This window comes from Sorangium sp. So ce836, from assembly GCF_028553905.1.
In the GTDB taxonomy this organism is placed as follows: domain Bacteria; phylum Myxococcota_A; class Polyangia; order Polyangiales; family Polyangiaceae; genus Sorangium; species Sorangium cellulosum_D.
This window is the reverse complement of record NZ_CP102233.1, coordinates 23,507-48,156: the sequence shown is the minus strand read 5'-3', so window position 1 is coordinate 48,156 and position 24,650 is coordinate 23,507. Positions and strand designations below refer to the sequence as shown.

The following is a 24,650-nucleotide window of genomic DNA, read 5'->3' as shown; positions in this document are numbered from 1 at the left end:
GTCCGGCGCCGCTCAGAACATCTTCTTGCGCTTCGACGAGCTCAGGATGCCGAGCATCTCGCGGTACTTGGCCACGGTGCGGCGGGCGATCTTGATGCCGTCCGTCTCCTCGAGGATCTTGACGATCGCCTGGTCGCTGTAGGGGTTCGACTTGTCCTCGGCCAGGATGATCTTCTTGATCGCCTGCTTGACGCTCTCCGAGGCGATGTCCTCGTCAGCCACCCTGTGGATCGACGAGTTGAAGAAGTACTTGAGCTCGAAGAGCCCCTGGGGCGTGTGCACGTACTTGTTCGACGTCACGCGCGAGATGGTCGACTCGTGCATGCCCACCGACTCGGCGACGTCCCGCAGGATCATGGGCTTCAGGTAGCCCACGCCGCGCTCCAGGAACTCGCGCTGCTTCTCGACGATGCACTCGGTCACCTTGATGATCGTGCGCCGCCGCTGCTCGATGGCCCGGATCAGCCACTGCGCGCTCCGGAGCTTCTCGCTGATGAACTCCTTCGCCTTCGGATCCTTGAGCATCCGCTGGGCGAGGTTCTCGTTGATGTACAGCCGCTGGAGCCCCTTGTCGTTGTCGGTCACGACGAACTGGCTGCCGTCCTTGATGACGTACACGTCCGGGGTGATGGCGATGGTCTTCTCGTCGACCTCGGCGAAATTGCGCGCCGGCACGCTCTCCAGCTTCTGGATCTCCTGGACCGCGTCGTAGACGTCCTCCAGCGAGATCTTCAGCGCCTTCGCGATCGCGGGGAAGTTGCGCCGCTCCACGTTGTGGAGGTGGTCCTTGATGATCGCCATCTCGATCTCGTCGAAGCCGAGCACCTCGGCCTGGACCCGCAGGCACTCCGACAGGTCGCGCGCCGCGACGCCGACCGGGTCGAAGCGCTGGATCATCGCCAGCACCTCCTCGGCGTCCTCGGGGTGCAGCTCCGCCTCCCGCGCCAGGTCGGCGAGGCTCAGATCCGGCCCCTTCGTGCCGTCCGGACGTTCTCCCCCCTTGAGGTCGAGGTACCCCTTCTCGTCGAGGTTGCCGATGACGAGCAGGGCGAACTGCCGCTCGTTCTCGACGAAATCGCTCATCTGGAGCTGCCAGAGCAGGTGGTCGCGCAGGTTCGACGGCTTCGTCAGGTTCTGGTCGATCGGCGGCAGCTCCTCGAAGCCGCCCCGGTGCGCGGGCATCGCCTGCTGCAGCTGGCGGTTTTCCAGGAATTGCTCCCAGTCCACCTCCTTGACCCGCTTTTCCGTCTCGCGCGCCGCGATGTCGGTGTCTCGGTCGAACCGCTCGCCGTTCTCCAGCCGCTGCTCCGTCGGCAGATCGGCGTTCCTCCCCCTCTGATCCCCCTTCTCCCCGTCCCGCGCCTTCGGGTCGGTCATGTCGTCCGCGAGGACCGGGTTGCCGTCCAGCTCCTTCCTGATCTCGTCGACCAGCTCGAGCCGCGAGAGCTGCAGCAGCCGGATGGCCTGCACCAGCTGCGGGGTCATCACAAGCTGCTGGGACAGCTTGAACTGGAGCTTCATCTCCATGCCCATGAGGAGCTCCTTCTCTCAGTTCGCCGCCTGCGCCACCCGCCGAACGGGGGCCGGGGCATTGCGCGAGGTTCGTGCCATCGAGTGTTTCATTGGTGGCCTCACCCCCAACGTAGCATCGAACGGGGCAGCGGCCCGGGTCTTGCTTTCACGTCTGTACCAAAAAATCGCGCATGACCTGCGTCCTGCACCGCTGAACGCGTTATCAGGCTCCACCATGGCAGAATTTCTCCGCCCTGTGCGGAGCGCTGTCCTCGGCCTGTTCGGCGTGGCCCCCGTCGACGGATCGTTGCACCATCGGCGCCCGATCGGGAGGCTTGAAATCCCGAAAGATTGGGCGATGCCGCGATGGGACAGCCGAAGGTGCGCGGACCTGCGCTGGGGAACGAGGGCGTGCGCGACGACGCCTCGCAGGATCTCGAGAAGGAGCGGATCCTGTCTTGCTCGCCCCTGGCCCAGCTGACCTCACCGAGCCGGCGCGCGCTGCTCGATCTCGGCACGCTCGAGCGGCTTCCGCGCCGGCAGTGCCTCTGCCAGCAGGGCGCGCCGCCGAGGCACCTGATCCTGCTCGGGGCCGGCCGCGTGAAGGTCGAGCGCGTGGCCGAGGGGCGGGTCGTTCCGCTGGGTCACCGCGGGCCCGGCGACCTCGTGGGCGAGAGCGCGCTCGCGGGCGCGCCGGTCGCGTCCGAGAGCGCGATCGTGCTCGACGAGGGGAGCGGGCTCGTGGTGCCGCTCGCCGGGCTCACGCGGCAGCTCGCCGCCGACGCCGCGCTCCGCGAGGCGCTCGCCGCGGCGCTCGTCTCGCGCAAGCTCGAGACCGAGGCGCGCCTCGGCTCCCTGCTCCTCTGCACGGTGGAGGTGCGCCTGCTCGATTTCCTCCGCGCCGCTGCCCGGCGGTGGGGCCGGCCGCACGCGTCGGGTCAGCTGGTATCGGCCCCGTTCACGCACGCCGACATCGCGCTGCTGATCGGGTCCACCCGCGAGACGGTCACGCTGCTGCTCGGCAAGCTGAAGCGCGCCGGCCTGATCGCGTTCGACCGGCGGCGGATCGTCATCCGGGATGGCGCGCACCTCGCGGCACGCGCCGCGTCGACCTGATCGTCCGCCCGGAGGGGCCGCTGCGGGCCCTGCGCTGCAGCCGGACGACGGCGGCGCCGCTCGCCCCCGCGACGGCGTCCTCGCGCGGCTCCGCCGGCCGGGCCGCCGTATCGAGCTGCGCGGCTCCGCCGGGGACGCGCGCGCCTCGATCGCCCGGCGCGCCGCGCTCCGGGCTGGCGAGGCCGCCGCGGACCAGCCGGAGGCGAGGGAAGACCCCGGACCTCGTCGACGGCCGGGGGCTCTGCTCGACGAAGATCGTGCTGAGCAGCCGGCCGAAGGCGTACGGCTTGAGCAGGACCTCGCTCACGTCGTCCGCGCCGCCGCACGAGACCGGCTCCTCGGCGCAGAAGACGATCCGCCGCGGCATCGCGCCCTCGCGCCGCAGGCGGCCCAGGATCTCGCGGGCGCCTTTCGTCCCGGGGGCGAGATCGATCAGCGCGACGTCGTAGACGCGCTCGCGCGAGAGGGAGATCGCTTCCTCCAGCGTCGCGGCCGGGCTGACGAGGGCGCCGCGGTTGCCGAGGAGGAGCGCCGTGGCCCTCCGGAGGACAGGGTCCTGATCGAAGAGGAGAACGTTCGGTTGGTACGTCATCGGGGTTCCCTGCGGCTTGCAGTCGAATTGCGCCGCATCGACGGGGACGGCGACGCGCGCGCGTCCCACCGCTCGGCGGCAGCATCCGCGTCCGCGGACGGCCCCCCTCTTCGCAACGCACGTGCCGACGGCGCGGCGGCGGCGCCGCCCGGCCCCCGCCGGCCGCGGTTCTCGGCGTCAACGCGGCCCTTTCGCGCATCGCCGCCGGTGAGGTCGCCTCGCCGAAGCCCCGGCCGCCGCTGTGCCCATTTCGCGCTCCCTCCGCGGCGCCCCTCCGCCCCGACGACGAGCGCGCCCCCATGCTGTCGGCTCGCCTACCCCGCCCACGCCCGCCGGTGCGCGGTTCGTGCGCACGGGCCAGCCCAGGTTTGCGACCCCTCCAGGGCGGCGCGGTCCGCCGATCCGCCGGCTGCTCCAGGCTCCGCGTCCAGTGCGGGTGCCAACGTCCGGGCCGCTCGCGCACCCCGCGCTGACGCGATCGGCGCACCGCGGCAAACTGAATTTCCCGCTTGATGAGGCTGGCGTAGGGTGCCACAAGCGTCCGCGCGCACGAGTGGCGGAATTGGTATACGCACCGGTTTTAGGTTCCGGCGCCGCGAGGCTTGGGGGTTCGAGTCCCCCCTCGTGCACCATGGCTTAAATCCTGGAGGACTCGACCGCCCAGCGGCGCGATGCGCCCCGTCGTTTCGGGGGGACGGCTCTCCGGGGCGGCTCGGTCCGGGCGTGGTCGCCGGTGCGCGGGCGTGGTCCGCGGGGCGCGCGGGGGCGAGCGCGCGCCGGCGCGCGTCGACGGAGGAGGAGGCCGGCGCCATCCGGGCCGCGGGGGGGATCGCCTCGGCGGCGTCGTCGACGGAGCGCGCGGTCCCGGAATTGCGCGACGCCCGCGGCGCGACTACGTTCGCGTTCCTCGGCCGGACCCTTTCCTCCCACCTGACCGCCGCGGAGCCAAGGCACGTAAAGATGTTCACTTGGGCGATGAAGAAGATTTTCGGCACCTCGCACGAGCGTGCCATCCGCCGCATGCGACCGCGGGTCGAGGCGATCGGCAGGATGGAGCCGGAGCTGCAGAAGCTCTCGGACGCCGAGCTTCGGGCGAAGACCGCGGAGTTCAAGGAGAAGCTCTCCAACGGGGCGACGCTGGACGACATCCTGATCCCGGCGTTCGCGGTCTGCCGCGAGGCCTCGAAGCGCGCGCTCAAGATGCGCCATTACGACGTGCAGCTCATCGGCGGCATGGTGCTGCACAACGGCTGCATCGCCGAGATGCGCACCGGCGAGGGCAAGACCCTGGTCGCGACGCTCCCCTGCTATCTGAACGCCCTCGAGGGCAAGGGCGTCCACGTCGTCACGGTGAACGACTACCTGGCGCGGCGCGACGCCGAGTGGATGGGCAAGCTCTATGGCTTCCTCGGCCTGTCGACCGGCGTGGTCGTCAACCAGCAGGGCGACGCGGAGAAGCGCGAGGCGTACCGCTGCGACATCACGTACGGCCAGAACAACGAGTTCGGCTTCGATTACCTGCGCGACAACATGAAGTTCTCGGCGCTCGAGTACGCGCAGCGCCCGCTGCATTACGCGATCGTCGACGAGGTCGACTCCATCCTCATCGACGAGGCGCGGACTCCGCTCATCATCAGCGGCCAGGGCGAGCGATCGAGCGACAAGTACCGCACGATCAACGAGGTCATCCCCCAGCTCCGGAACGAGGAGCACTTCGCCGTCGACGAGAAGGGTCACTCGGTGACGCTGACCGACGAGGGCGTGGAGACGGCGGAGCGGCTGCTCGCGGCGCTCAAGGTGCTCAAGGGCACGAACCTCTATGACCCGGTGAACCTCGAGACGCTGCACATCCTGAACCAGTGTCTGCGCGCGCACACGCTCTACAAGCGCGACGTCAACTACATGGTGCGCGACGGCAAGGTGCTCATCATCGATGAGTTCACCGGCCGCGTCCTCGCGGGCCGGAGGTGGTCGGACGGCCTGCACCAGGCCGTCGAGGCGAAGGAGAACGTCCGGATCCAGGAGGAGAGCCGGACGATGGCGACGATCACCTTCCAGAACCTCTTCCGGCTGTACAAGAAGCTCTCCGGGATGACCGGCACCGCGGACACCGAAGCGGCGGAGTTCCACAGCACGTACAAGCTCGACGTCGTCATCATCCCCACGAACAAGCCGGTGATCCGCGTCGACTACGAGGATCTCGTCTACAAGACCGAGAAGGAGAAATTCACGGCGGTCATCAACGAGATCCTCGAGAAGCACGAGCTCGGCCAGCCGATCCTGGTGGGCACGACGAGCGTCGAGAAGAGCACCGCGATCAGCCGGATCCTGACCAAGCGCGGCGTGAAGCACAACGTGCTGAACGCGAAGCACCACGAGAACGAGGCGTACGTGGTCGCGCAGGCGGGCCGCAAGGGGGCCATCACGGTGTCGACCAACATGGCCGGGCGCGGGACGGACATCATCCTGGGCGGCAACGCGGAGATGCTCGCGAAGCTCAAGTTCAAGGAGCAGAACCGCCAGCCCGAGGCGGAGCCCGAGGCGTTCGAGGCCCTCGTCGAGGAGCTCAAGAAGGAGTGCACCGCGGAGGGCAACGAGATCCGCGAGCTCGGCGGGCTGTACATCCTGGGCACCGAGCGGCACGAGTCGCGCCGCATCGACAACCAGCTGCGCGGCCGCGCCGGCCGCCAGGGCGACCCCGGGACGTCGAAGTTCTACCTGTCCCTCGAGGACGACCTCATGCGCATCTTCGCCGGCGATCGGGTGAAGAACCTGATGGAGCGGATGGGCATGCCCGACGACGAGCCCATCGAGCACCCGTGGGTGACGAAGAGCGTCGAGAACGCGCAGAAGAAGGTCGAGGAGCGCAACTTCGACATCCGCAAGAACCTGCTCGAGTACGACGACGTGATGAGCGCGCAGCGCAAGACGATCTACGACATGCGCCAGTCGCTGCTCCTCGGCCGCTACTCCCCCGAGATCCTCGACGAGGAGGGGAAGCCGACGGGCGAGAAGCGGACTATCAAGCCGCTCGCGTCGATCGTGGAGCTCGTCCGGCCGGACGTCGGCTACCTGCTCGGGATGTTCGCGAACGATCCGGTGATGCCGCTCGACGAGGACGGCAACCGCCGCGAGATCGTGCGGAAGGACTTCGAGAAGACGGATCGGTTCGTCGAGCTCGAGAACCTGCAGCGCGAGCTCTACACGCGCTGGGGCGTGAAGGTCGAGCTCGAGTCGCGCGCCGACAAGGTCCTCGAGATCTACGACGAGTGCGCCGAGCTCGTGCCCCAGGCGCTCACGGAGCAGCGGGAGCGGCTGCTCGATCTGATGGACCGGCTCATCGGCGCGATGGTCGAGGAGTCGTGCCCGGCGCGCAAGCCGCCCGAGGACTGGGACTGGGGCGGCATCTTCCAGGGCTTCCGCGAGCACTTCGGCGTCGAGCTGCCGGACGACGTCGCGCATATCGGCGACCAGGAGGCGCTGGCGCACGAGCTCTACGACCGCGCCGAAAAGGCGTACGAGAAGCGCGAGGAGGAGATCGGGGTCGAGCTGTCGCTGCGCATCTTCCGGCACCTCTACCTGGAGGAGCTCGACAAGGCCTGGGTCGACCACCTGACCGACATGGACCACCTCCGCGACGGCATCGGCCTTCGCGGCTACGGGCAGAAGGACCCGAAGCAGGAGTACAAGAAGGAGGGCTACAACATGTTCGTCAACATGGTGGCCCGCGTCTCCTCGAACGTGGTCACGAAGCTCTTCAGCGTGAACGTCAGGCGCGCCGAGCAGGAAGAGGCGCAGATCGAGGCGGCGGATCGCCAGCGCCACGCGGCGGCGCTGCTCGACGCGGTCGCGCAGCACGACGAGTCGCTCCCGATCGGCGCGAACCCGGCGGCGGCGCTGCCGCAGCCCGCCGTCACGCAGGAGCAGGAGTGCCCCTGCGGCAGCGGCAAGCCGTTCAACAAGTGCCACGGCGCCGAGGACGAGGCGACGGTCTGAGCCGGCGCGCCTTGCCCGCTCGCCCCGCTCGCCCCGCTCGCAAGGCGCCTGCGACGCGCCGGAAAGGGCCCGCGCCGGGCCCTTGCTCCGGCGCCTGATCCCCGCATGGACACCGCCTGAGGGCCGACGCGTCGGCTCGGGGAGGCAGGACCATGAAGGTGTTCATCGACTCAGGGGATATCGCGGAAATCAGGGAGGCGCAGTCGATGGGGGTCATCGACGGCGTGACCACGAACCCGTCGCTCCTCGCCAAGGGCGGCAGGCCGACCAGGCAGGTGATCGCCGAGATCTGCGAGGTGGTCGACGGCCCCGTCTCGGCCGAGGTGGTGGCGGTCGAGCGGGACGCGATCCTCCGGGAGGGCCGCGAGCTCGCCAGGATCCACCCGAACGTGGTGGTCAAGGTCCCGCTCATCGACGATGGGCTCAAGGCGGTCCGGATCTTCGCCGCCGAGGGCGTCCGGACGAACGTCACCCTCTGCTTCTCGGCTGCCCAGGCACTGCTCGCGGCCAAGGCCGGGGCCACGTACATCTCGCCGTTCGTCGGCCGGGTCGACGACGCCGCGGGGGACGGGATGGACCTGGTCCTGCAGATCGTGACGATCTACAGGAACTACGGCTTCGCGACGCAGGTGCTCACCGCGAGCGTGCGGCACCCCGTCCACGTCGTGCAGGCCGCCATGATCGGCTCGCACGCCGCCACGATGCCGCTCAAGGTCATCAAGCAGCTGACCAAGCACCCGCTGACCGACGTCGGCCTCGCGCAGTTCTTGGCGGATGCGAAGAAGATCCCGGAGCTGGTATAGCGAACCTCGTGGCCGAGAAGGACAAGGGAAGCCCGGGAACGAAGCGACGCGGGAGCCGCCCGGCGGCCCCCGCGGTCGTGTCCATCACGACGCAGGGCGGGCCCTTCAAGGGGGTGTCGACGGCGGTCGTGCGCCGGCGCGCGAGCAAGATGCTCGCCCACCTCGCCCTGCAGGGCGTGGAGCTCTCCGTGGCCCTGGTGAACGACGAGGCCATCCACGAGCTGAACCGCACGTACCGGCGCAAGGACAAGCCGACCGACGTCCTCGCCTTCCCCATGCTGGAGCAGAACGGCGCCATGTCGCGCAAGCGCGGCCGGCGAGGTCCCGTGGATCCGTCGGCGTGGCACGGCCTGCTCGGCGACGTGATCGTCTCGATCGACACGGCCGCCCGGCAAGCAGCCGAGCGCGGACGTCCTCTGCTCGACGAGATCACGATGCTGCTCGGGCACGGCTTGCTCCACCTGCTCGGTTACGACCACAAAACCGACGCGGAGGAGCGAGAGATGACGGCGTTGACCCAGGAGCTCGAGGCCGCCGCGGCGTCACGGGGCAGCAGTCTCACTGGAATCCGGCCTCGCAGCGGCGTCGCGAGACCGAATAAGACGGGGGCGCAATGACTTATCCCTTGCGATGCGAAACCTCGCTTGTTAAACGGACGCCCCCTTTCGACTTGGAGGAAACATGCCCGGTTCGAACAAGCTGACCAAGGCGCAGATGATCGTCGGTCTTGCCGAGGCCACCAACCTCGACAAGAAGTCCGTGGCCAGCGTGCTCGATGCGCTCAGCGAGCTGGTGAAGAAGGAGCTCGGTCCGGAGGGGCCTGGCGAGGTCACGGTCCCGGGCCTCGTGAAGATCAAGGCGAAGGAGATCCCGGCGACGCAGGACCGGGAAGGCATCAATCCGTTCACGAAGCAGCCGATGACCATCAAGGGCAAGCCCGCGAGCCGCAAGCTCCGCGCGGCGCCCGTCAAGGCGCTCAAGGACGGCTGAGCGGCGCGTCGGTGGCCGCGGCTTGCGCGGCCGCATCCGGCGACGCGAGCTCCGGAGGTCCAGGGACTGGGCCCGCCCCCGCGGCGGCGCCCCGAGCTTCGGGCGATGCTTTCGCCGTGGAGCGCCGTGCCCTGAGCGCGCACGCGACGATCGCGAGGGCGAGCAGCGCCGCCAGCGGGGCGTCGCCCAGGCGGGTGTAGAGCGTCAGCGGAGTATCCCTGACGGCCGGGGTCGCGAAGGTCACCCCCGGCGCAGCGCTCTCGTCCCGGCCGCGCACCACGCCGCGGGCGTCGATCCACGACACGACACCGAGGTTCACGGCGCGCACGAGATCGCGGCGCAGCTCGACGGCGCGCATGACCGCGAGCCGCGCGTGCAGCTCGGGCTCGGCGCTTCCGGTGAACCATGCGTCGTTCGTGATGTTGACGAGGAGGTTCGGGGCGAGCGCTCCGGTGATCCGCCGCCCCACCCCGGTGAGCGTGTCCTCGTAGCAGTTGAGCACCCCGATACGGAGCGCGGGCCCCTGCTCCCGGGGAAGCGTGAGCGCGCGCGGCTCCGCCCCCGGGACGAGCCCGCCGCTCTTCTGGAAGATGCGCCGCAGCCAGGGCAGGTAGGCGCCGCCCGGGACCGTCTCGCCGAACCAGAGCAGCTGCAGCTTGTCCTGGGTCGGCTGCATGCTCCCGTCGGGGAGCACGAGGGTCGCGGAGTTGTAGCTGTTCCGTTCCTCCACGCCGTCGTCGGCCTTCACGGGCGTCGCCTGGGTGATGAGCCCGGCGAGGACCGGACCGCGGACGCCGGGCCCGAGGATCGCTCGGCCGCCGCGCGGCGCCTGCCGGGCGCTGTGCGGGAGGGGGTACGGATACGCCGCCTCGGGCCAGAGCGTGAGCTCGGCGCCGCCGGCCTCGGCCTTCCGGGTGAGCTCGTGCAACGTGCGCAGGATCCGCGGGTGGTTCTTCGTCTGCCAGCGCTCGTGAGGCCCCACGGCCTGGTTGACGAGCGCCACGCGCGCCGTCGGCAGGCCCGCGCTGGCGCGCTCCACCGCGGCCATCCGGAGCGCGCCGTGGGCTGCGAGCCCGCCGAACAGCGCGGCGCTCGCGAGCGCCGGGTAGAGGATCGCGCGGCGCTGTCGACGGCGGGCGGACCGCGGCTCCGGCGCGGGCGCCAGCGGATGCCCGCCGGGCGCAACCCCGACGGCCGCCAGCCCCGCGCGGGCGAGCAGGGCGGCCCCCACGGCGAACAGGGCCGACACGCCGCGCTCGCCGATGAGGTCGGCGAGCTGCACGAGCGCCGGCCACGGGCTCATGAGGCCCGCCGGCGTCCAGCCGAAGACCGTCGGGAGGGCCACGGCGGCGAACACGCCCGTCGCGAAGGCGAGCTCGATCGGGGCGCGCAGGCGCCGGAGGAGCACGCTCGTGATGCCGCCGCAGACCGCCCAGACCAGCGACTGGGCGGCCGCGAGCAGGACGAGCGCGAGATAGGAGGCCGGCGCGCCGAGCGACGTGAAGCGCTGGATCACCTCCGGCACGAAGCGCAGGCCCACGATGCCCGCCGCGGTCCCCCAGGCAGCGCCGCGCCCGAACGCGCGCCAGAACGTCGGGGCGTCGTGCACGGCGGCCGCCAGCAGGGCGAGGCCGGCGATGACGGCGGGATAGAGATCCGTGGGCGGGGCCGTGAGGGCGAACGTCGCGCCGCCGATGACGGAGAGGAGCAGCGGGGCGCGGCCGCGAAGCGCGCGTCGGGTCGAGGCCTGGGGCACGATGCGGCGTTATACCGCGTAGGAGCCGCCGGGATCCCGGCGGCCGCCCGAGGAGATCGAAGCCGGCGCGAGCCCCGCACGGTCAGGGCGGACAGGAGGCGAGGCCTTGTCTGACGAGCTGCTGCACGGCGCGAGCCGTCCGTAGAGCTCGCTCGCGAGCCCGCAGCAGTCGTCGTTCGCTCTGCCCAGGCTCCGGCCCGTTCGCGACGTTCGCCGGTGAGGGCCTAGAGCGATACGCTCACCAGTAGACGGTGAGCCCACCGCGGAAGAGTCCCCCGCCCGACGTGTCGGTCGTGCGTCCGGTGTCGGGATCCCTGAACTCGGGGACGACGCCGTCGTCCGTGCGGCTGCGCACGAACCCGAGCGCATCGATGTTCAGGGCGAGGCGGGGGGAGAGCCGGAACTCGAGGCCGATGCCGCCGTGCACGCCGAAGTAGTCGTACTCGGTGTTCGGAACGAACTCCTCGCCGCTGGCCGCGGCCTCGCCCCAGGGTCGCTCGACCTCGGCGTGCGACATGTTCAGGCCGCCCGTGAAGTAGAACTGCGTGCGGCTGCGCGGGTTGACGAACAGCATCCCGCTCAGCGAGAGCGGCACTTCCGTCCGCTCGTGACCGTTGTAGTCGGTGCCCGCGAGGAGGTCGGCGCCGAGGTCGAGCGCGAACGCGGGGACGGGCCGGTAACGCAGGCTGATCCCGACGCCGCCCATGCCGGCCTCCTCCGCGCCGCCGTGCTCGCGGCCCATCATGAGGCCCTGGAGGCGGAAGTTGACGCCCCACTGGCGGCGCCAGCGCAGCTTCGGCGGCGGCGGCGGAGCGGGCGGGGTCATGCGGCGCACGACCACGCGCGGCGGGGGAGCGGACCCGGGCGTCACGACGATGACCTGCGGCGGCGGGCCGGAAGGCGAGGTCTGGTAGACGACGACCGGGGGCGGGGCCGGACGGGTCCCGCGCCTGCCCCGCGGCGGGGGTGGGGCCGGCGGTGGGGGGGCAGCGCCTCGTCCGGGGGGGGCTCGGCAGCGGCGGCGGGCGGCGGCTCAGCGGGATCGCTGGGCGGCTCCACTTCCTCACAGAACCACGCGCCGGGAGGACAGTTGTTGTTCTCCTGCGCAAGCGCGCTCATCGGCGCGGTCATCGCCACGGCAACAAGGGCATGGGTCAAGCAACGGCGCATCGGGCGACTCCTCTTCGGTGCAGGGAAGTTAGCAACCGGGATGCCATCGACCATCTCGCGGGATTGGCGTCACCATGGCCATGAAGCACGCCGGCGTGCATCGGCCGCCACGGCGCGCTGTGGCGGAAGGTTCACACGCGCGCCGTCCCGCAGGGTACTAGCTCCCACGGCAAACGTCACGGCGCGGCCGCCCCGTCGGCAGCCCCGCCACCATCGAGAGCAATCGGGTTCATCATGCCTACGGTTACGTTGAAGCAGGGTCATGTTCGGCCGGTGTGGTCGGGGCATCCCTGGGTGTTCGCTCAGGCGATCGCGCGCATCGAGGGCGGCGCCGTGGCCGGCGATGAGGTCGTGGTCACCGACCCGTACGGCAGCGTGCTCGGCCGCGGGCTCTACACCCCCCGCTCGGCCATCCCGGTGCGCATGTACACGCGCGAGGACAGGCCGATCGACGCGGCCCTGTTCCGGCACCGGATCGAGCGCGCCATCGCGCACCGCCGCGAGCTCGGCCTGCCCGCCCGGGCGCCCGGCCACGAGACCGACGCCTTCCGGCTGATCCACGCGGAGGGGGACGGGCTGCCCGGGCTCATCGTCGACCTGTTCGGCGACACGGCGGTCGTGCAGCTCGGGACGATCGGGATCAAGCGCCGCGAGGGCGTGATCTTCGACGCCCTCCAGGCCGCGCTCTCGCCGCGCGCGATCGTGGACAGGACGCCGGAGTCGCTCGCGAAGCTCGAGGGGTTCACCGCCGACGCCGGCGTGGTGCGCGGCGACTTCGGGCTCGATCAGCTGCGGTTCGTCGAGCGAGGGCTGCGGTACACGATCCCGCTCGCGCTCGGCCACAAGACCGGGTTCTACCTGGACCAGCGTACGCTGCGGACCCGCGTGGAGCAGCTCGCCCACAACCGGCGCGTGCTCGACGCGTTCTGCTTCGTCGGCACCTTCGCCATGGCGGCGGCCCGCGGCGGGGCGAGCGAGGTCCTCGCGATCGACGAGAGCGCGACGGCGCTCGAGGTCGGGGCGGAGTGCGCGCGGGAGAACGGGCTGCTCGACCGGATCAAGTTCACGCGCGACGACGCCCGCAAGGCGCTGCAGAACGCGTCGAGGCAGGGGGGCTTCGACCTCGTCATCTGCGACCCGCCGAAGCTCGCGGGCACGCGCGCCTCCAAGGACGCCGCGCTCACCGCCTACCGGCGCCTCGCGTCCGGGGCGTGCCGCGCCACGCGGCCGGGCGGCATCCTCGTGCTCTGCTCCTGCTCCAGCGCCGTGAGCCTCGACGACCTGACCCGGGTGCTCGCCCTCGGCGCGCGCGACGCCCGCATGCAGGCGGCGGTGTTCGACCGGCACTTCCAGGGGGGCGACCACCCCGTCCCCGCGGCCTTCCCCGAAGGGCTCTACCTGAAGAGCCTCATCGCGCGCGTCGACGCGCTCTGACGATCGACCGATGGACCCGCTCTCCCTCTTGACCCCCGACGCCGCGCGCGGCCTCGCCGGGGTGATCTTCGACCTCGACGACACCGTGCTGGATCACGGCGCCCTGACCGAATCCGCCTACGGAGCGATCTTCCGTCTGCGCGAGACGGGCCTCGCGTTGATCGCCTGCACCGGCAGGCCCGCCGGATGGGGCGAGGTGATCCAGCGGCAATGGCCGATCGACGCGACGATCGTCGAGAACGGCGCCGTCGCGCTGGTCCGCGAGCGGGCCGGCCCCGGAGAAGCGCTCGCCCCGACCGCCGGCGCGAGCCGCGTCGTCACGCTCGACGCGCTCGACCGCGGCGCGCGGCGGGCCCGTCGGGCCGAGCTCGTCGCGCTCGCCGATGACATGGTGCGTCGTTTTCCCGCGGCGGCGCTCGCAGACGACAACGACCAGAGGGTGACCGATGTCACCATCGACATCGGCGAGCACCGGCGCGTCCCGCCGGAGGACGTGCAGAGGATGCGCGCCGAGCTGCGCGAGCGGGGGGTGAGGACGCTCGTCTCGAGCGTCCACCTCCACCTCACCCGCGACCCGTCCGACAAGGCGACGGGCGCCGTGCGCCTGCTCTCGAGCCGGTTCGGCGAGGATCCGACCCGCGCGCGGCACCGCTACGCCTTCGTGGGCGACAGCGGCAACGACGGCGTCGCCTTCGCTGCATTTGCGTTGACCTTCGGCGTAGCCAACGTGCGCGCCCACCTCGGCAAGCTGTCGGTGCCGCCGCGGTTCGTGGCCTCCCAGCCCATGGGCCGCGGGTTCGCGGAGATCGCCGGCCGGATCGCCGAACTGCGGAAGAATGCACCTGAACCGTGATCTGCCCGCGCGCAAGGGCCTCGCGTGCGATCCGCCCCACACCTGGAGCAGGTAGCCTAGCCGCGACGCAACCCAAAGGAATAGGATCGAGCTTTCGGGAGGGGCGTGCCTCCCAACCCTTTACAGGGGCGCGTGTTCTCGGGGACCATGACCTTGGTCCCTCGCCCGCCAGCGGCAGCAGATGGCGTTTCGACCCCCGACCCCCGGCCTCCTCGTCGACAACAAGTACCGCCTCGCGGAGCGCATCGGCGGGGGCGGCATGGGCGACGTGTTCCGGGCGGAGCACGTGCTCGCAGGTCGCGCCGTTGCGATCAAATTCCTCCACCCCGAGCTGGCGGACAACTCGGAGCTCTCCCACCGGTTCTTCCAGGAAGCGCAGGCGGTCAACCGGATCCGCCACCCGAACATCGTCGACGTGATCGACGCGGGCGTCGGCGAGCTCGGTCCGTACATCGTGATGGAGCACCTCGACGGCGAGTCGCTGGGCATGGCGCTCGCGCGCTTCGGCCGCCTCGACATGGAGGCCGCCGTCGGGGTCGCGATCCCGGTGCTGGAGGCGCTCGACGCCGCGCACCGCGCCGGGATCATCCACCGCGATCTCAAGCCCGAGAACATCTTCATCGCCTTCGATCCGAGCCGCGGATCGGCCGTCGTCCGGCTGCTCGATTTCGGCATCGCCAAGGTGCTCGACTCCGACGGCCCCTCGCCGCGGACGCGCACGGGCGTCGTCTTCGGGACGCCGGACTACCTGTCGCCGGAGCAGGCCACGGGGGAGTCGCCGCTCGACGGGCGCAGCGATCTCTTCTCGGTGGGCGTCCTGCTGTACGAGGTGCTCACGGGCACGCGGCCGTTCCGCGCGCCGACCGCCGTGGCGACGGCGTTCCGCGTCGTGCACGCGGAGGTGCCGACGCTCGCCTCGGCGGGCGTGACCGTCGACCCGCGGCTCGAGGCGATCGTGCAGCGGCTCTTGCAGAAGGATCCCGCGAAGCGCTTCCAGACAGCCGGCGACGTCGTCCGCGAGCTCGAGCGCGTCGCGCCCGAGCCGCCGCGGCGGACGGCGGCGCTCGGCCGGCTCATCAACGTGCAGCGGCGGATGGCCCTGAGCCTCGGGAACGCGTCGGACAACGAGCGCGATCGGCTCTCGTCCTCGCGCGACCGCTCGCGCGCGGGCACGTCGTTCGACGTGAGCCCCGCGCCGCCGATGCGCATCTCGCCGCCGCTCGTGTCGGGCAGCCGCGTCACCGAGCCGCCGCCCGTCATGCGGCCGTCGTCCGAGCCGGCGAAGCCCGCGCCCGGCGCGACGCTCTCGAACGCGCTGCGGAGCCGCGGCTCGGAGCCCACCCTGCTCTCGCAGCGCGGCGAGTCGCTCCCCACGGTGCGCAGCGCCGACCTCGGCCTCCGGGCCGAGCCGACCGTGCGCAGCGCCGACTTCGGCGCCCTCATCAACCGGCAGCGCGACACGCGGCGGCCCAACGTCACCCCGGTCCGGCCGCTGCCGGCGCGCTTCGCGGGGGGGCAGTACCAGGTGCGCGGCCCCGTCCTGCGGAGCGTCGACCGCACCATCGTCGACGAGTACGGGAGGAGCGCGCGCGACGAGGTCGTCGCGCAGATGCCGCTCCGCTACGCCGACGACTTCAAGCACGACTCGATCAACGCGCTCGTCGGATACGACCTCGAGGCGCTCGACGCGTACATGGAGCTCGCGACGTCGCTGGTCCTGCGCGATCTCGAGCGCTGGCGCGACATCGGGAGGCTCGGCGTCGGCGGCGAGCTGCACAGCCTCGTGCGCACGTTGTTCGCCCGCCCGCTGACCGACATCGCGTCGCTCATGCGCCGCGGGACCTCGATCTGGTCGCGGCTCTTCACGTTCGGCTCGTGGCGCGTGGCCACCGGGCCGACCGGGCGGGTGACGCTCCACATCGGCGACTTCGACCCCGCCTCGCTGCCGCTCCGGCTGTGGGTCGTGGGGATGGTCGAGGAGACGGCGCGGCGCGCGTCCGGCGGGGGCGTGAAGGTCACGATCACGCTCGGCGAGCTCGGCTTCACCTCCGAGCTCGCCTGCGAGATCAGCCTCTAGCTCCGTCCGCCAGAGGTCCGGCCTACGATGGCCGGACCTCTGCGCGCTCGCAGCTGCGCTGGCGGGGTCTTCAGGAAGGCTTGCGCGCGCGGTAGCACGCCTGACAGAACACGTCGCGGCCCTCGACCGGCTTGAACGGGACCTCGCCCTCGGAGCCGCACGACTTGCAGGTGATCGAGAACGTCGGACGGTTGCGCGGCGCGCGCGGCGGCTGCGCCGCGCCGCTGCCCTGCGCGGGAGCACGGCGCTCGCCGGCGAACGACGGCGCGCGGTAGTTGCCGTCGTCGCGGACGGGCGCGCCGCCGCGCGGACGGCGCGGATAGTTGCTCGGCACCGTCCACGCGGGCGAGAGCCCCGAGTACGCGTCCTGCATCGGGCTGCGGTACTCGTTCACGTCGCCCGTGTAGCGGGGCTTTCGAGGCCGACCGTCGCCGCGCGCCGCGCCGCGGTACCCGCCGCCGGCGCTCCGGGCCGGCCCAGGGCGCTGGTGCTGCGCCGCGCGGGCCGTCGACGCGCTCTCGTGCTCCCCTCGGTTGTCCTTGCGCGCGCGGCGGCAGGTCCGGCACCGCTTCGGCGGGGCCGCGAGCCTCCGCTCGGCGTAGACGGCGGCTTCCGCAGCCGAGAATAGGAACGACGTGCCGCAGCTCGCGCAGACAATGTGCTCGTCTCGATGCTGTTCCATGATTCCTCTTTCGTCAGGCCGACGGGCCTCGCAGGCTCACGGGCTCGGGTGCTCGGGTGACTGGGGTAAACGAGAGCGCCCGGGAGCGGCCCCGCTGCGCCGGAGATGCGCAATTTACGCGGGGATCTCGATGAACTGGGTGGGATCGCCCTCTTGAGGGGGCACGGGAGTGCCTACGGTGACATGCTTGTCATGGCGGTCAAGCGTGCCGCCTCCACGCGTCGCCGGGATCGATCGCGCGGCGTGGAGGCTTTGATTTCGTAGCTCCTCACGATACCATCCGCGCGACTTTCACGAGGAGCGCAGCTCCTCTCGTGACCGACCGCGGGCTGCGCCCGCCCACGCCGCGCCCCGCACCCAGTCGAAGCAATGAGCCATCCCTCCCTGCACCTCACCGCTCGTGACTTCGACGCGTACGCCGCCGAAAAGGCGACCTCGAAGGCTTACTCGCGCCCCCGCCTCGAGGTGAAGCAGCGCGCGCTCGCCTGGGCGCGCGGCGTCGTCGCCCGGCTGAGCGAGCTCGGCATCTCGGTCGACGTCCATGGCTCGGACGAGCACCCGTCGATCCGCAACAAGCACCGGGCCGACTGCCAGTGGGTCTTCTTCTGGCGCGACCAGGCCGCGCGCGACGAGCTGGATCGCCTGCTCGACCGCGGCCGCTCGATCTCCGATGCGATCGACGATCCGAGCCCCTACACGCGGCACGCGTTCCTCGCGCTGCGCATCTCGGAGGGCGAGGTGCAGGTGTGCTTCGCCGTCCACCCGGACGCGAAGGTCGACGTCGACAACCTCCGCGCCCGCCTCTCGGCGAGCGAGGAGGCGACCGGCGAGCCGGCCTCGCCGCTCGCCGCCGAGCTCACGAGCGCGCTCCACGCGCTCCCGGAGCAGTTCTCCTTCGGCGCCGGCGGTGGCGATCGCGTGGCCTGCAGCGCGGCCACGCCCGACGCGATCGCGGAGATGCTCCGCCGCGCCGCCGACGGTCAGGTGCCGCTCTGGATCGGCTGGTCGGTCCCGCGCGAGACCGCGGTCGAGCACGCCGACATCCTCGACGAGCAGCTCGAGGACGCGCTCGTCGCGCTGGCCCCCATCTACCGGCTCGTCGCGTGGTCGCGCGAGAACGATCGCATCGCGCTCGACCGCAAGCTCGAGGGCATCGAGCAGGAGCGGGCGCGCGCCCACGCCGAGCTCGAGGCCGAGAACGAGCGGTGGCGCTCCGAGCAGGCCCGGGCGCGCGAGCGATCGATGGAGCAGGCCCGTGCCCGCGGCGACGAGCGCGTCGAGGCCGCCCTCCCCGCCCGCCGGCCGACCCTGGCGACGCTGTTCAAGTCGACGAGCGGCGCCGGCGCCGCCCGCGGAGGAGAGCCGCGGCCCGCGCCGAGGCACGGCGCAGAGGGCGGCGCCCCGGCCCGGCGAGCGCCGCACGGCGAGGCGGAGCCGCAGGCGAGGGCCGAAGCCCCGCAGAGGCCGCCGGCCGAGCCCGCGCCGCGGGCGCAGCGCGCCCCGTCCGGCGAGCCGGACGCCGCGGCGAAGGCCGCGCCCGAGCCCGCGAAGGGCGGCGCGATCGAGAAGGGGAGCCGCGTCCGCGTGCGGCGAGGGCCGTTCGGCGACAAGATCGGCGTGGTGAGCGAGCTCGATGGCCGCGGAGGGGCGCGCGTCCTGCTCGGCCTGCTCGCGACCAGGCTCGAGCTCGACGATCTCGAGCTCGTGGTCGAAGGGCGGGATCGGCCCGCGCTCTCGACATCGCACCGCAAGCCGCTCGCGCCGACGCCGCGCAAGGCGCGCTGAGCGTCGCCGCGCGGCACTCCCCCGCAATGGTCAAGCGCGATCCTTCAACCTACCCCGTGGGCCTCGGCGCCCAGTTCCGCAGCAAGCTCCCGCTCTACCTGGCCGGCTCGGCGCTGCTCGCGACGCAGCAGCTGCTCATGGCCAAGCGCGACTTCCTCGTCAAGGACGCCGTCGACGCCGCCGTGCAGCTCCAGTCGGGCGAGGCCTCGCGGGCGGCGCTCGTCATGCTCGCGGTGAGCGTGGGCGCCGCGATCATGCGCGTGTTCTCGCGCGTCACCATCTTCACGGCGGGCCGCAACGTCGAGTACGAGCTCCGGGCGGTCCTGCTCGCGCGCCTGCACAAGCTCGGGCCGGCCTTCTTCCGCAAGATGCCGACCGGCGACATCATGAGCCGGGCGACGAACGACCTGACGCAGGTCCGCCTCCTCCTCGGCTTCGGCCTGCTGAACGTCGTCGGCTCGCTCTTCGCGTTCGCGAGCGCCCTGTACGTGATGCTCAACATCTCGAAGCGGCTCACGCTCGCGGCGCTCCTGACGATGCCGGCGCTGATGCTCGTCACCCGGTCGTTCTCGACCAAGCTCTTCCTCCGCACCCGCGACAACCAGGAGGCGATCGGCGCCATGAGCGACCGCGTCCTCGCGAGCCTCGCGGGCGTCCGGGTCGTCCGTTCGTTCGCGCTCGAGGCGTCGGAGATGGCCGCGTTCTCGAGCACGAACCAGGCGTACCTCGAGAAGAGCCTCTCGCTCGCCAAGCTGCGCGGATCCATGGGGCCGCTCATGGGGGCGATCAGCTCGGTCGGCGTGCTCATCGTCTTCTGGTACGGCGGGCAGCTCGTGCTGGAGCAGCAGATGACGAGGGGGGACTTCGTCTCCTTCTGGCTCGCGCTGCTGCGGCTCACGTGGCCGGTGCTCGCCCTCGGCTTCGTCGCCGCCATCGTCCAGCGCGGCCGCGCCGGCTACGTGCGGCTCAAGGCCATCTTCGACGCCATCCCCGAGGTCGTGAGCGGCCCGGTGCCCGCCCCCGAGGTCGTCCGCGGCGCCATCTCCGTCAAGGAGCTGAGCTTCTCCCACGGCGCGAGGAAGGTGGTCGACGGGGTGAGCTTCGACGTCGAGGCGGGCGGCTCGCTCGCGATCGTGGGGCGCACGGGCTCGGGCAAGAGCACCATCGCCACGCTGCTCGCCCGGCTCATGCCCACGCCGCGCGGCGCGGTGTTCCTGGACGGCGTCGACATCTGCGACCTGCCGTTGGAGACCGTGCGCGCGAGCATCGGCTATGCGCAGCAGGACGCGTTCCTCTTCTCGACCACGGTGGCGCGCAACATCGGCTACTCGCTGGACGATCCGGACTCGCCCGCCGCGCTCGAGACCATCCGCGCCGCCGCGGCCGAGGCCGAGGTGCTGAACGAGGTCCTCTCGCTGCCGGACGGCTTCGACACGGTGGTCGGCGAGCGGGGCGTGCAGCTGTCCGGCGGGCAGCGCCAGCGCGTCGCGCTCGCGCGCGCGCTCGTGCGCGAGCCGAGCGTCCTCGTCCTCGACGATCCGCTCTCCGCCGTCGACGCGAAGACCGAGCAGGCGATCCTCGCGGCGATCGAGCGGCAGGCCGCGCGGCGGACCGTCATCCTGATCACGCACCGGGTGGCGGCCGCGCGGCGGTGCGACGCGATCATCGTGCTGGAGCAGGGCCGGGTCATCGAGCGCGGCACGCACGACGAGCTCGTCCGCGCGGGCGGGCTGTACGCGTCGTTCGCCGAGGAGCAGCAGCTCGAAGAGGATCTCGCGACGCTCGAGGCGACGCCGTCCTCGCGGCCGGTGGAGCTCTCGTGACGCAGCCGAGCTCAGGAGAAAGCGCGACGATGCAGGCGAAACCGAGCGGCGCCACGGCCGCTGGAGAGGCGGGCGCGAGCCCGCGGCGGCCGGCGCCGCCCTCGGCGAGCAGGGGCCGCGCGGCGAAGAAGGCGAGCCGCACCGAGGACGTGCTGAGCCGCTTCCACGAGGAGGCGCAGCTCGGCGAGGCGTACGACGCGCGCATGCTGCTGCGGCTGTGGCCGTTCGTGCGCCCGCAGGGCAAGCAGCTCGCGATCTCGCTCTCGCTGCTCGTCGTCACCGCCCTCCTGGCGCTCTTGCGCCCGCTCATCATGCGCGACGCGCTCGACGCCTTCGACGCGCCCGGCGGGCTCGATCGCCTCACGCGCAACGGCTTCTTGCTCACGGGCGTCATGCTCGCGGAGCAGTCGCTCGCGTTCCCGCAGCTCTACCTGATGCAGCTCGCCGGCGCGCGCGCCATGGCCGACCTGCGCATGCGCGTCTTCGGGTTCTTGCACACCCGGCGCCTCGGGTTCTTCGATCGCACGCCGGTCGGCCGGCTCGTCACGCGGGTGACGAACGACGTGGACGCCATCGGCGAGATGTTCGCGTCGGGCGCGCTCAACGCGTTCGGCGACCTGCTCCGCCTCGCCGTCATCGTCGTCGTGATGGTGTCGCTCGACTGGCGCATGTCGCTGCTCGCCTTCGCGGCGGTGCCGCCGGTCGCGCTCGGCGTCAACTGGACGCGGCGCCGGATCCGCGACGCCTTCCGGGAGGTGCGGGCGAAGACGGCGCGGATGAACGCGTACCTCAACGAGCAGGTCTCCGGCATGGCCGTCGTGCAGGCCTACGCCAGGGAGGAGCGCTCGGCCGAGGAGTTCGACGAGATCAACGCCGCCTACCGCAACGCGAACAACCGCTCCATCGTGCTCGACGCGACGCTCGACGCCGCCATCGAGATGGTCTCGAGCGTCTGCATCGCCGCGGTGCTCTGGTACTCGGGCGTGAAGAGCTTCAAGGAGGAGATCTCGTTCGGGACGCTGTTCGCCTTCGTCGCCTACATCGACATGTTCTTCGTCCCGATCCGCGATCTCTCGGCCCGGTACACGCTGCTGCAGTCCGCGATGGCCGGCGCGGAGCGCATCTTCGAGCTGCTCGACAACAAGGACGAGGACGCGACGGCCACGGCGAGCTGTACCGACGCGGCGAAGGCCGCGGACGAGAGCGTCGCGTTCGAGCTCGACGACGTCGTGTTCGGCTACAAGCCGGGCGCGCCCGTGCTGCGGCAGGTCTCGATCGCGGCGAGGAGCGGCGAGAAGGTCGCGCTGGTCGGCGCGACCGGCGCCGGCAAGAGCACCGTGGCGTCGCTGCTGCTCCGCCTCTACGACGTGGAGGAGGGCACCGTGCGGGTCTTCGGCCGCGACGTCCGCGCCTACGCGCGCGACGAGCTGCGCCGCAAGTTCGCCGTCGTCCCGCAGGACGTGTTCCTGTTCCCCGGCACGGTGCTCACGAACATCGCGGCCGGCGACGCGATCCCGGATCGCGCGAAGGTCGTGAACGCGCTGAACCGCATCGGCGCGCTCGATCTCTTCGAGCGCCGCGAGGGCGGCCTCGACGCCCCGGTGCTCGAGCGCGGCAGCAATTTCAGCGCCGGCGAGCGCCAGCTGATCGCCTTCGCCCGCGCCCTCTACCGCGACCCGCCGCTGCTCATCCTGGACGAGGCCACGGCCAACGTCGACAGCGACACCGAGGCGCGCCTGCAGCGCGCGCTCGAGGGCGCCATGGAGGGGCGCACCGCGCTGATCATCGCGCACCGCCTCTCGACGATCCGCGCCGTCGATCGCATCGTCGTCTTCCACAAGGGCTGCGTCGTCGAGCAGGGCACGCACGAGGCTCTGCTCGCCGCCGGCGGCGTCTACAGCAAGCTGTACCGGCTCCAGTTCGCCCGGCAGGCGGCGGCGCACGCCTAGGGGTCAGCGGGCGTCGGGTCGTCGTCGCCGTAGCACTTGCCGGCGCTCGCCGCGCCCTCGTCGGCGCCGTCCGCGCCGCCGGCGACCACCCGCAGCCAGTACTCGGAGCAGCTGTCGTTCATCACGATCAGGTGCTCGTCGTCCGCGCACGTCACCTCGGCCTGGTTGCCCGCCGCGTGCGCCAACGTGCCGCCGCGCCTCGTGCCGTCGCTCTCGAACGACAGGTACACCTGCCACCATCGCGGCCGCGCGCCGAGGCCGTGCTTGAGCGCGTACCGCATGCCCCCCGGGAAATAGAGGAGCTCGCCGTCCGGCGCCGACGTCTCGTAGATGCCCCCCGCCGGCGTGGCCTCGGTGAACTCGACGGGCGGGTTCGCGCCCTCGGACCGGTCGCACCGGCTCGGCGCGCAGCCCGCAGCGAGGGCGGCCGCCGCGCCCACCGCGCAGGCGGCGGCCCACCCCGAGCGTCGCGCAGCACCCCCGCCCGCTCCCTGGCTCCGCATGGCTCAGCCGAGCCAGCGCGCGGCGTCGAGCGCGTGGTAGGTGAGGATGAAATCGGCCCCGGCGCGCCGGATCGACGTGAGCAGCTCGAGCACGGCCCGCTTCTCGTCGATCATGCCGCGCTCGGCGGCCGCCTTGATCATCGCGTACTCGCCGCTGACGTTGTAGGCGCCGAGCGGCAGCGTCGTCGCCTCGCGCACGCGCGCGATGACGTCGAGGTACGCGAGCGCGGGCTTCACCATGAGCATGTCGGCCCCCTCCTCCTCGTCGAGCGCCGCCTCGCGCAGGCCCTCGCGCGCGTTCCCGGGATCCATCTGGTAGCCCGCTCGGTCGCCGAACTTGGGCGCGCAGTCCGCCGCCTCGCGGAACGGCCCGTAGAAGCCGGACGCGTACTTCACGGCGTAGGAGAGGAGCGCCGTCCCCGTCAGCGACTCGGCGTCGAGCGCGCGCCGGATGGCGGCGACGCGGCCGTCCATCATGTCGCTCGGCGCGACCACGTCGGCCCCCGCCTTGGCGTGGACCACCGCCGCCCGCGCGAGCACCTCCAGCGTCGCGTCGTTGTCGACGTCCACCGCGCCGGACGCGTCCTGCCGGAGCAGGCCGCAGTGGCCGTGATCGGTGTACTCGTCGACGCACACGTCGGTCATCACGAGCAGCTCCGGCACCGCGTCCTTCATCGCCTTCACGGCGCGCGGGACCGGGCCGTCGGGGTCGTAGGCGCTCGAGCCCGACGCGTCCTTGGTGCGCGGCAGCCCGAACAGGATCGTCCCGCCGATGCCGTGCTCCTTGCAGAGCCGCGCCTGCGCCGCCGCGGCGCTCACGGGCAGCTGCGAGACGCCCGGCATCGTCCCGACCGGGCGCGGCGCGTCGAGCGCCTCGTTGAAGAAGAGGGGGAGGATGAAATCCCCCGGGTTCAGGGACGTCTCCCGCACCAGGGCGCGGAGGGCGGGCGTGCGGCGGAGCCGGCGCGGTCGCTTCGTGGGGAACACGGCGGCGGAGCATAGCAGCCCTTCGCCCGCGGGGACCGCTCCGGTCTCGCCGCGCGCGATCCGTGGATCGCCAGAGCGCTGGAATCGGCTAGTGTTCGCCCGAAAGCGCCCGCATGAGACTGGCCCTCCACTTTCCTTCTGCCGGCCGCGCCTGCCCCGCCGCGCGCGGCGCCCGCCTCCGGCGCGGGCCGCGCGCGCGGACATCGCTCAACGCTGGGCCGCGCCAGGGCGCACGGTCTGGCGCACCGTCGGCCCCGGGCGCGGCGGGGTCACCGGTGGGGGCGTCTGCTGGGACGACAGCGGGACCGTATCGTCGTCGTCCGCTTCGACGGCCAAGACCTCGTCCGGCTGTTCCGCAGGCGTGTCCGTGGCGGCGACCGTGACCATTGCAATGTCGGACAGCGGGCACCACACGGTCCATGCTTCATTGCGGACGAAGCTATCGAGCGGGATGTTTCCATTCTCGATGCCGCGCGCGAGCTGGTCGAGCCTGACCGGACCGACCGATCGCTCGCCGTTGGTGACGTACCATCGGTCCGTAAAGCCGCGCTCCGAGCTCCGCAGCTCCTGGGACAGTTTCACAGATCTCATTGAATGGACTCCAGAAACCGCCGGACGTTGA

At 71.7% G+C, this 24,650-nt stretch carries 19 protein-coding genes and 1 tRNA gene; 12 read left to right on the top strand and 8 right to left on the bottom strand.

The annotated features are described in order from the left end of the window. Positions 1–12 precede the first annotated feature (12 nt). Positions 13–1,533 (bottom strand): RNA polymerase factor sigma-54, encoded by a 1,521-nt coding sequence (gene rpoN / locus NQZ70_RS00170; protein ID WP_129572396.1) that lies wholly within the window; start codon positions 1,531–1,533, stop codon positions 13–15. A gap of 345 nt (positions 1,534–1,878) precedes the next feature. On the opposite strand from rpoN, the gene NQZ70_RS00165 reads away from it, so the two are divergent. Beyond that, positions 1,879–2,628 (top strand): Crp/Fnr family transcriptional regulator, encoded by a 750-nt coding sequence (locus tag NQZ70_RS00165; protein WP_129572395.1) that lies wholly within the window; start codon positions 1,879–1,881, stop codon positions 2,626–2,628. Here NQZ70_RS00165 and NQZ70_RS00160 read toward each other — a convergent pair. After that, on the bottom strand, positions 2,582–3,220 hold the full coding sequence (locus tag NQZ70_RS00160; RefSeq protein ID WP_237244886.1) for a response regulator: 639 nt from the start codon (positions 3,218–3,220) through the stop codon (positions 2,582–2,584). The genes NQZ70_RS00165 and NQZ70_RS00160 overlap by 47 nt on opposite strands. A gap of 547 nt (positions 3,221–3,767) precedes the next feature. Between NQZ70_RS00160 and NQZ70_RS00155 the strand changes: the two genes are divergently transcribed. From NQZ70_RS00155 to NQZ70_RS00135, 5 genes are all read left to right on the top strand, one after another. Then, positions 3,768–3,852: transfer RNA gene (locus NQZ70_RS00155), tRNA-Leu, on the top strand. A gap of 328 nt (positions 3,853–4,180) precedes the next feature. Further along, positions 4,181–7,216 (top strand): preprotein translocase subunit SecA, encoded by a 3,036-nt coding sequence (gene secA / locus NQZ70_RS00150; RefSeq protein ID WP_129572393.1) that lies wholly within the window; start codon positions 4,181–4,183, stop codon positions 7,214–7,216. A gap of 152 nt (positions 7,217–7,368) precedes the next feature. Then, a complete protein-coding gene (gene fsa, locus NQZ70_RS00145) occupies positions 7,369–8,019 on the top strand; it encodes a fructose-6-phosphate aldolase (RefSeq protein WP_129572392.1) in 651 nt (216 codons plus the stop codon). Between the two features lie 77 nt (positions 8,020–8,096). Next, a complete protein-coding gene (gene ybeY / locus NQZ70_RS00140; protein ID WP_237244885.1) occupies positions 8,097–8,636 on the top strand; it encodes an rRNA maturation RNase YbeY in 540 nt (179 codons plus the stop codon). Between the two features lie 64 nt (positions 8,637–8,700). Beyond that, complete coding sequence (locus NQZ70_RS00135; protein ID WP_020464737.1) at positions 8,701–9,009, top strand: HU family DNA-binding protein; 309 nt, start codon at positions 8,701–8,703, stop codon at positions 9,007–9,009. Here NQZ70_RS00135 and lnt read toward each other — a convergent pair. After that, complete coding sequence (gene lnt, locus NQZ70_RS00130; protein ID WP_129572390.1) at positions 8,996–10,765, bottom strand: apolipoprotein N-acyltransferase; 1,770 nt, start codon at positions 10,763–10,765, stop codon at positions 8,996–8,998. The genes NQZ70_RS00135 and lnt overlap by 14 nt on opposite strands. A gap of 238 nt (positions 10,766–11,003) precedes the next feature. Then, entirely contained in the window at positions 11,004–11,591 is a 588-nt protein-coding gene (locus tag NQZ70_RS00125; protein ID WP_129572389.1) for an outer membrane beta-barrel protein, read from the bottom strand. A 578-nt stretch (positions 11,592–12,169) separates the two neighbouring features. On the opposite strand from NQZ70_RS00125, the gene NQZ70_RS00120 reads away from it, so the two are divergent. From NQZ70_RS00120 to NQZ70_RS00110, 3 genes are all read left to right on the top strand, one after another. Next, positions 12,170–13,369 (top strand): class I SAM-dependent rRNA methyltransferase, encoded by a 1,200-nt coding sequence (locus tag NQZ70_RS00120; RefSeq protein WP_165373718.1) that lies wholly within the window; start codon positions 12,170–12,172, stop codon positions 13,367–13,369. A 10-nt stretch (positions 13,370–13,379) separates the two neighbouring features. Then, a complete protein-coding gene (locus NQZ70_RS00115) occupies positions 13,380–14,222 on the top strand; it encodes an HAD hydrolase family protein (RefSeq protein WP_129572388.1) in 843 nt (280 codons plus the stop codon). A gap of 181 nt (positions 14,223–14,403) precedes the next feature. Next, a complete protein-coding gene (locus NQZ70_RS00110) occupies positions 14,404–16,299 on the top strand; it encodes a serine/threonine-protein kinase (RefSeq protein WP_129572387.1) in 1,896 nt (631 codons plus the stop codon). A gap of 70 nt (positions 16,300–16,369) precedes the next feature. Here NQZ70_RS00110 and NQZ70_RS00105 read toward each other — a convergent pair whose 3' ends face one another. Then, positions 16,370–16,981, bottom strand: a complete 612-nt coding sequence (locus tag NQZ70_RS00105; RefSeq protein WP_129572386.1) for a zinc-ribbon domain containing protein — start codon at positions 16,979–16,981, stop codon at positions 16,370–16,372. A 369-nt stretch (positions 16,982–17,350) separates the two neighbouring features. On the opposite strand from NQZ70_RS00105, the gene NQZ70_RS00100 reads away from it, so the two are divergent. The 3 genes from NQZ70_RS00100 to NQZ70_RS00090 are packed head-to-tail and all read left to right on the top strand — an operon-like array spanning position 17,351 to position 22,538. After that, positions 17,351–18,766, top strand: a complete 1,416-nt coding sequence (locus NQZ70_RS00100; RefSeq protein WP_129572385.1) for a hypothetical protein — start codon at positions 17,351–17,353, stop codon at positions 18,764–18,766. Between the two features lie 26 nt (positions 18,767–18,792). Then, entirely contained in the window at positions 18,793–20,589 is a 1,797-nt protein-coding gene (locus NQZ70_RS00095; protein WP_129572384.1) for an ABC transporter ATP-binding protein, read from the top strand. A gap of 29 nt (positions 20,590–20,618) precedes the next feature. After that, positions 20,619–22,538 carry an ABC transporter ATP-binding protein gene (locus NQZ70_RS00090; protein ID WP_129572383.1) on the top strand — a complete coding sequence of 640 codons (1,920 nt, stop codon included), beginning with the start codon at positions 20,619–20,621 and terminating at the stop codon, positions 22,536–22,538. On the opposite strand, the gene NQZ70_RS00085 is transcribed toward NQZ70_RS00090, so the two are convergent. From NQZ70_RS00085 to NQZ70_RS00075, 3 genes are all read right to left on the bottom strand, one after another. Continuing rightward, the gene (locus NQZ70_RS00085) at positions 22,535–23,041 is read right to left on the bottom strand and encodes a hypothetical protein (protein ID WP_237244884.1); all 507 of its coding nucleotides are present in this window, start codon (positions 23,039–23,041) and stop codon (positions 22,535–22,537) included. The two genes, NQZ70_RS00090 and NQZ70_RS00085, sit on opposite strands and share 4 nt — an antisense overlap. Positions 23,042–23,044: 3 nt before the next feature. Further along, positions 23,045–24,028 carry a porphobilinogen synthase gene (gene hemB, locus NQZ70_RS00080; RefSeq protein WP_129572382.1) on the bottom strand — a complete coding sequence of 328 codons (984 nt, stop codon included), beginning with the start codon at positions 24,026–24,028 and terminating at the stop codon, positions 23,045–23,047. 207 nt (positions 24,029–24,235) lie between these two features. Next, positions 24,236–24,619 carry a DUF4339 domain-containing protein gene (locus NQZ70_RS00075; RefSeq protein ID WP_129572381.1) on the bottom strand — a complete coding sequence of 128 codons (384 nt, stop codon included), beginning with the start codon at positions 24,617–24,619 and terminating at the stop codon, positions 24,236–24,238. Positions 24,620–24,650 lie beyond the last annotated feature (31 nt).

What these genes read in the sequence shown, in the direction of transcription:
- rpoN (WP_129572396.1), bottom strand. Translation starts at nt 1,533, where the DNA reads ATGGGCATGGAGATGAAGCTCCAGTTCAAGCTGTCCCAGCAGCTTGTG.
- NQZ70_RS00165 (WP_129572395.1), top strand. Translation starts at nt 1,879, where the DNA reads ATGGGACAGCCGAAGGTGCGCGGACCTGCGCTGGGGAACGAGGGCGTG.
- NQZ70_RS00160 (WP_237244886.1), bottom strand. Translation starts at nt 3,220, where the DNA reads ATGACGTACCAACCGAACGTTCTCCTCTTCGATCAGGACCCTGTCCTC.
- secA (WP_129572393.1), top strand. Translation starts at nt 4,181, where the DNA reads ATGTTCACTTGGGCGATGAAGAAGATTTTCGGCACCTCGCACGAGCGT.
- fsa (WP_129572392.1), top strand. Translation starts at nt 7,369, where the DNA reads ATGAAGGTGTTCATCGACTCAGGGGATATCGCGGAAATCAGGGAGGCG.
- NQZ70_RS00135 (WP_020464737.1), top strand. Translation starts at nt 8,701, where the DNA reads ATGCCCGGTTCGAACAAGCTGACCAAGGCGCAGATGATCGTCGGTCTT.
- NQZ70_RS00125 (WP_129572389.1), bottom strand. Translation starts at nt 11,591, where the DNA reads ATGACCCCGCCCGCTCCGCCGCCGCCGCCGAAGCTGCGCTGGCGCCGC.
- NQZ70_RS00120 (WP_165373718.1), top strand. Translation starts at nt 12,170, where the DNA reads ATGCCTACGGTTACGTTGAAGCAGGGTCATGTTCGGCCGGTGTGGTCG.
- NQZ70_RS00115 (WP_129572388.1), top strand. Translation starts at nt 13,380, where the DNA reads ATGGACCCGCTCTCCCTCTTGACCCCCGACGCCGCGCGCGGCCTCGCC.
- NQZ70_RS00110 (WP_129572387.1), top strand. Translation starts at nt 14,404, where the DNA reads ATGGCGTTTCGACCCCCGACCCCCGGCCTCCTCGTCGACAACAAGTAC.
- NQZ70_RS00105 (WP_129572386.1), bottom strand. Translation starts at nt 16,981, where the DNA reads ATGGAACAGCATCGAGACGAGCACATTGTCTGCGCGAGCTGCGGCACG.
- NQZ70_RS00100 (WP_129572385.1), top strand. Translation starts at nt 17,351, where the DNA reads ATGAGCCATCCCTCCCTGCACCTCACCGCTCGTGACTTCGACGCGTAC.
- NQZ70_RS00095 (WP_129572384.1), top strand. Translation starts at nt 18,793, where the DNA reads ATGGTCAAGCGCGATCCTTCAACCTACCCCGTGGGCCTCGGCGCCCAG.
- NQZ70_RS00090 (WP_129572383.1), top strand. Translation starts at nt 20,619, where the DNA reads ATGCAGGCGAAACCGAGCGGCGCCACGGCCGCTGGAGAGGCGGGCGCG.
- NQZ70_RS00085 (WP_237244884.1), bottom strand. Translation starts at nt 23,041, where the DNA reads ATGCGGAGCCAGGGAGCGGGCGGGGGTGCTGCGCGACGCTCGGGGTGG.
- NQZ70_RS00075 (WP_129572381.1), bottom strand. Translation starts at nt 24,619, where the DNA reads ATGAGATCTGTGAAACTGTCCCAGGAGCTGCGGAGCTCGGAGCGCGGC.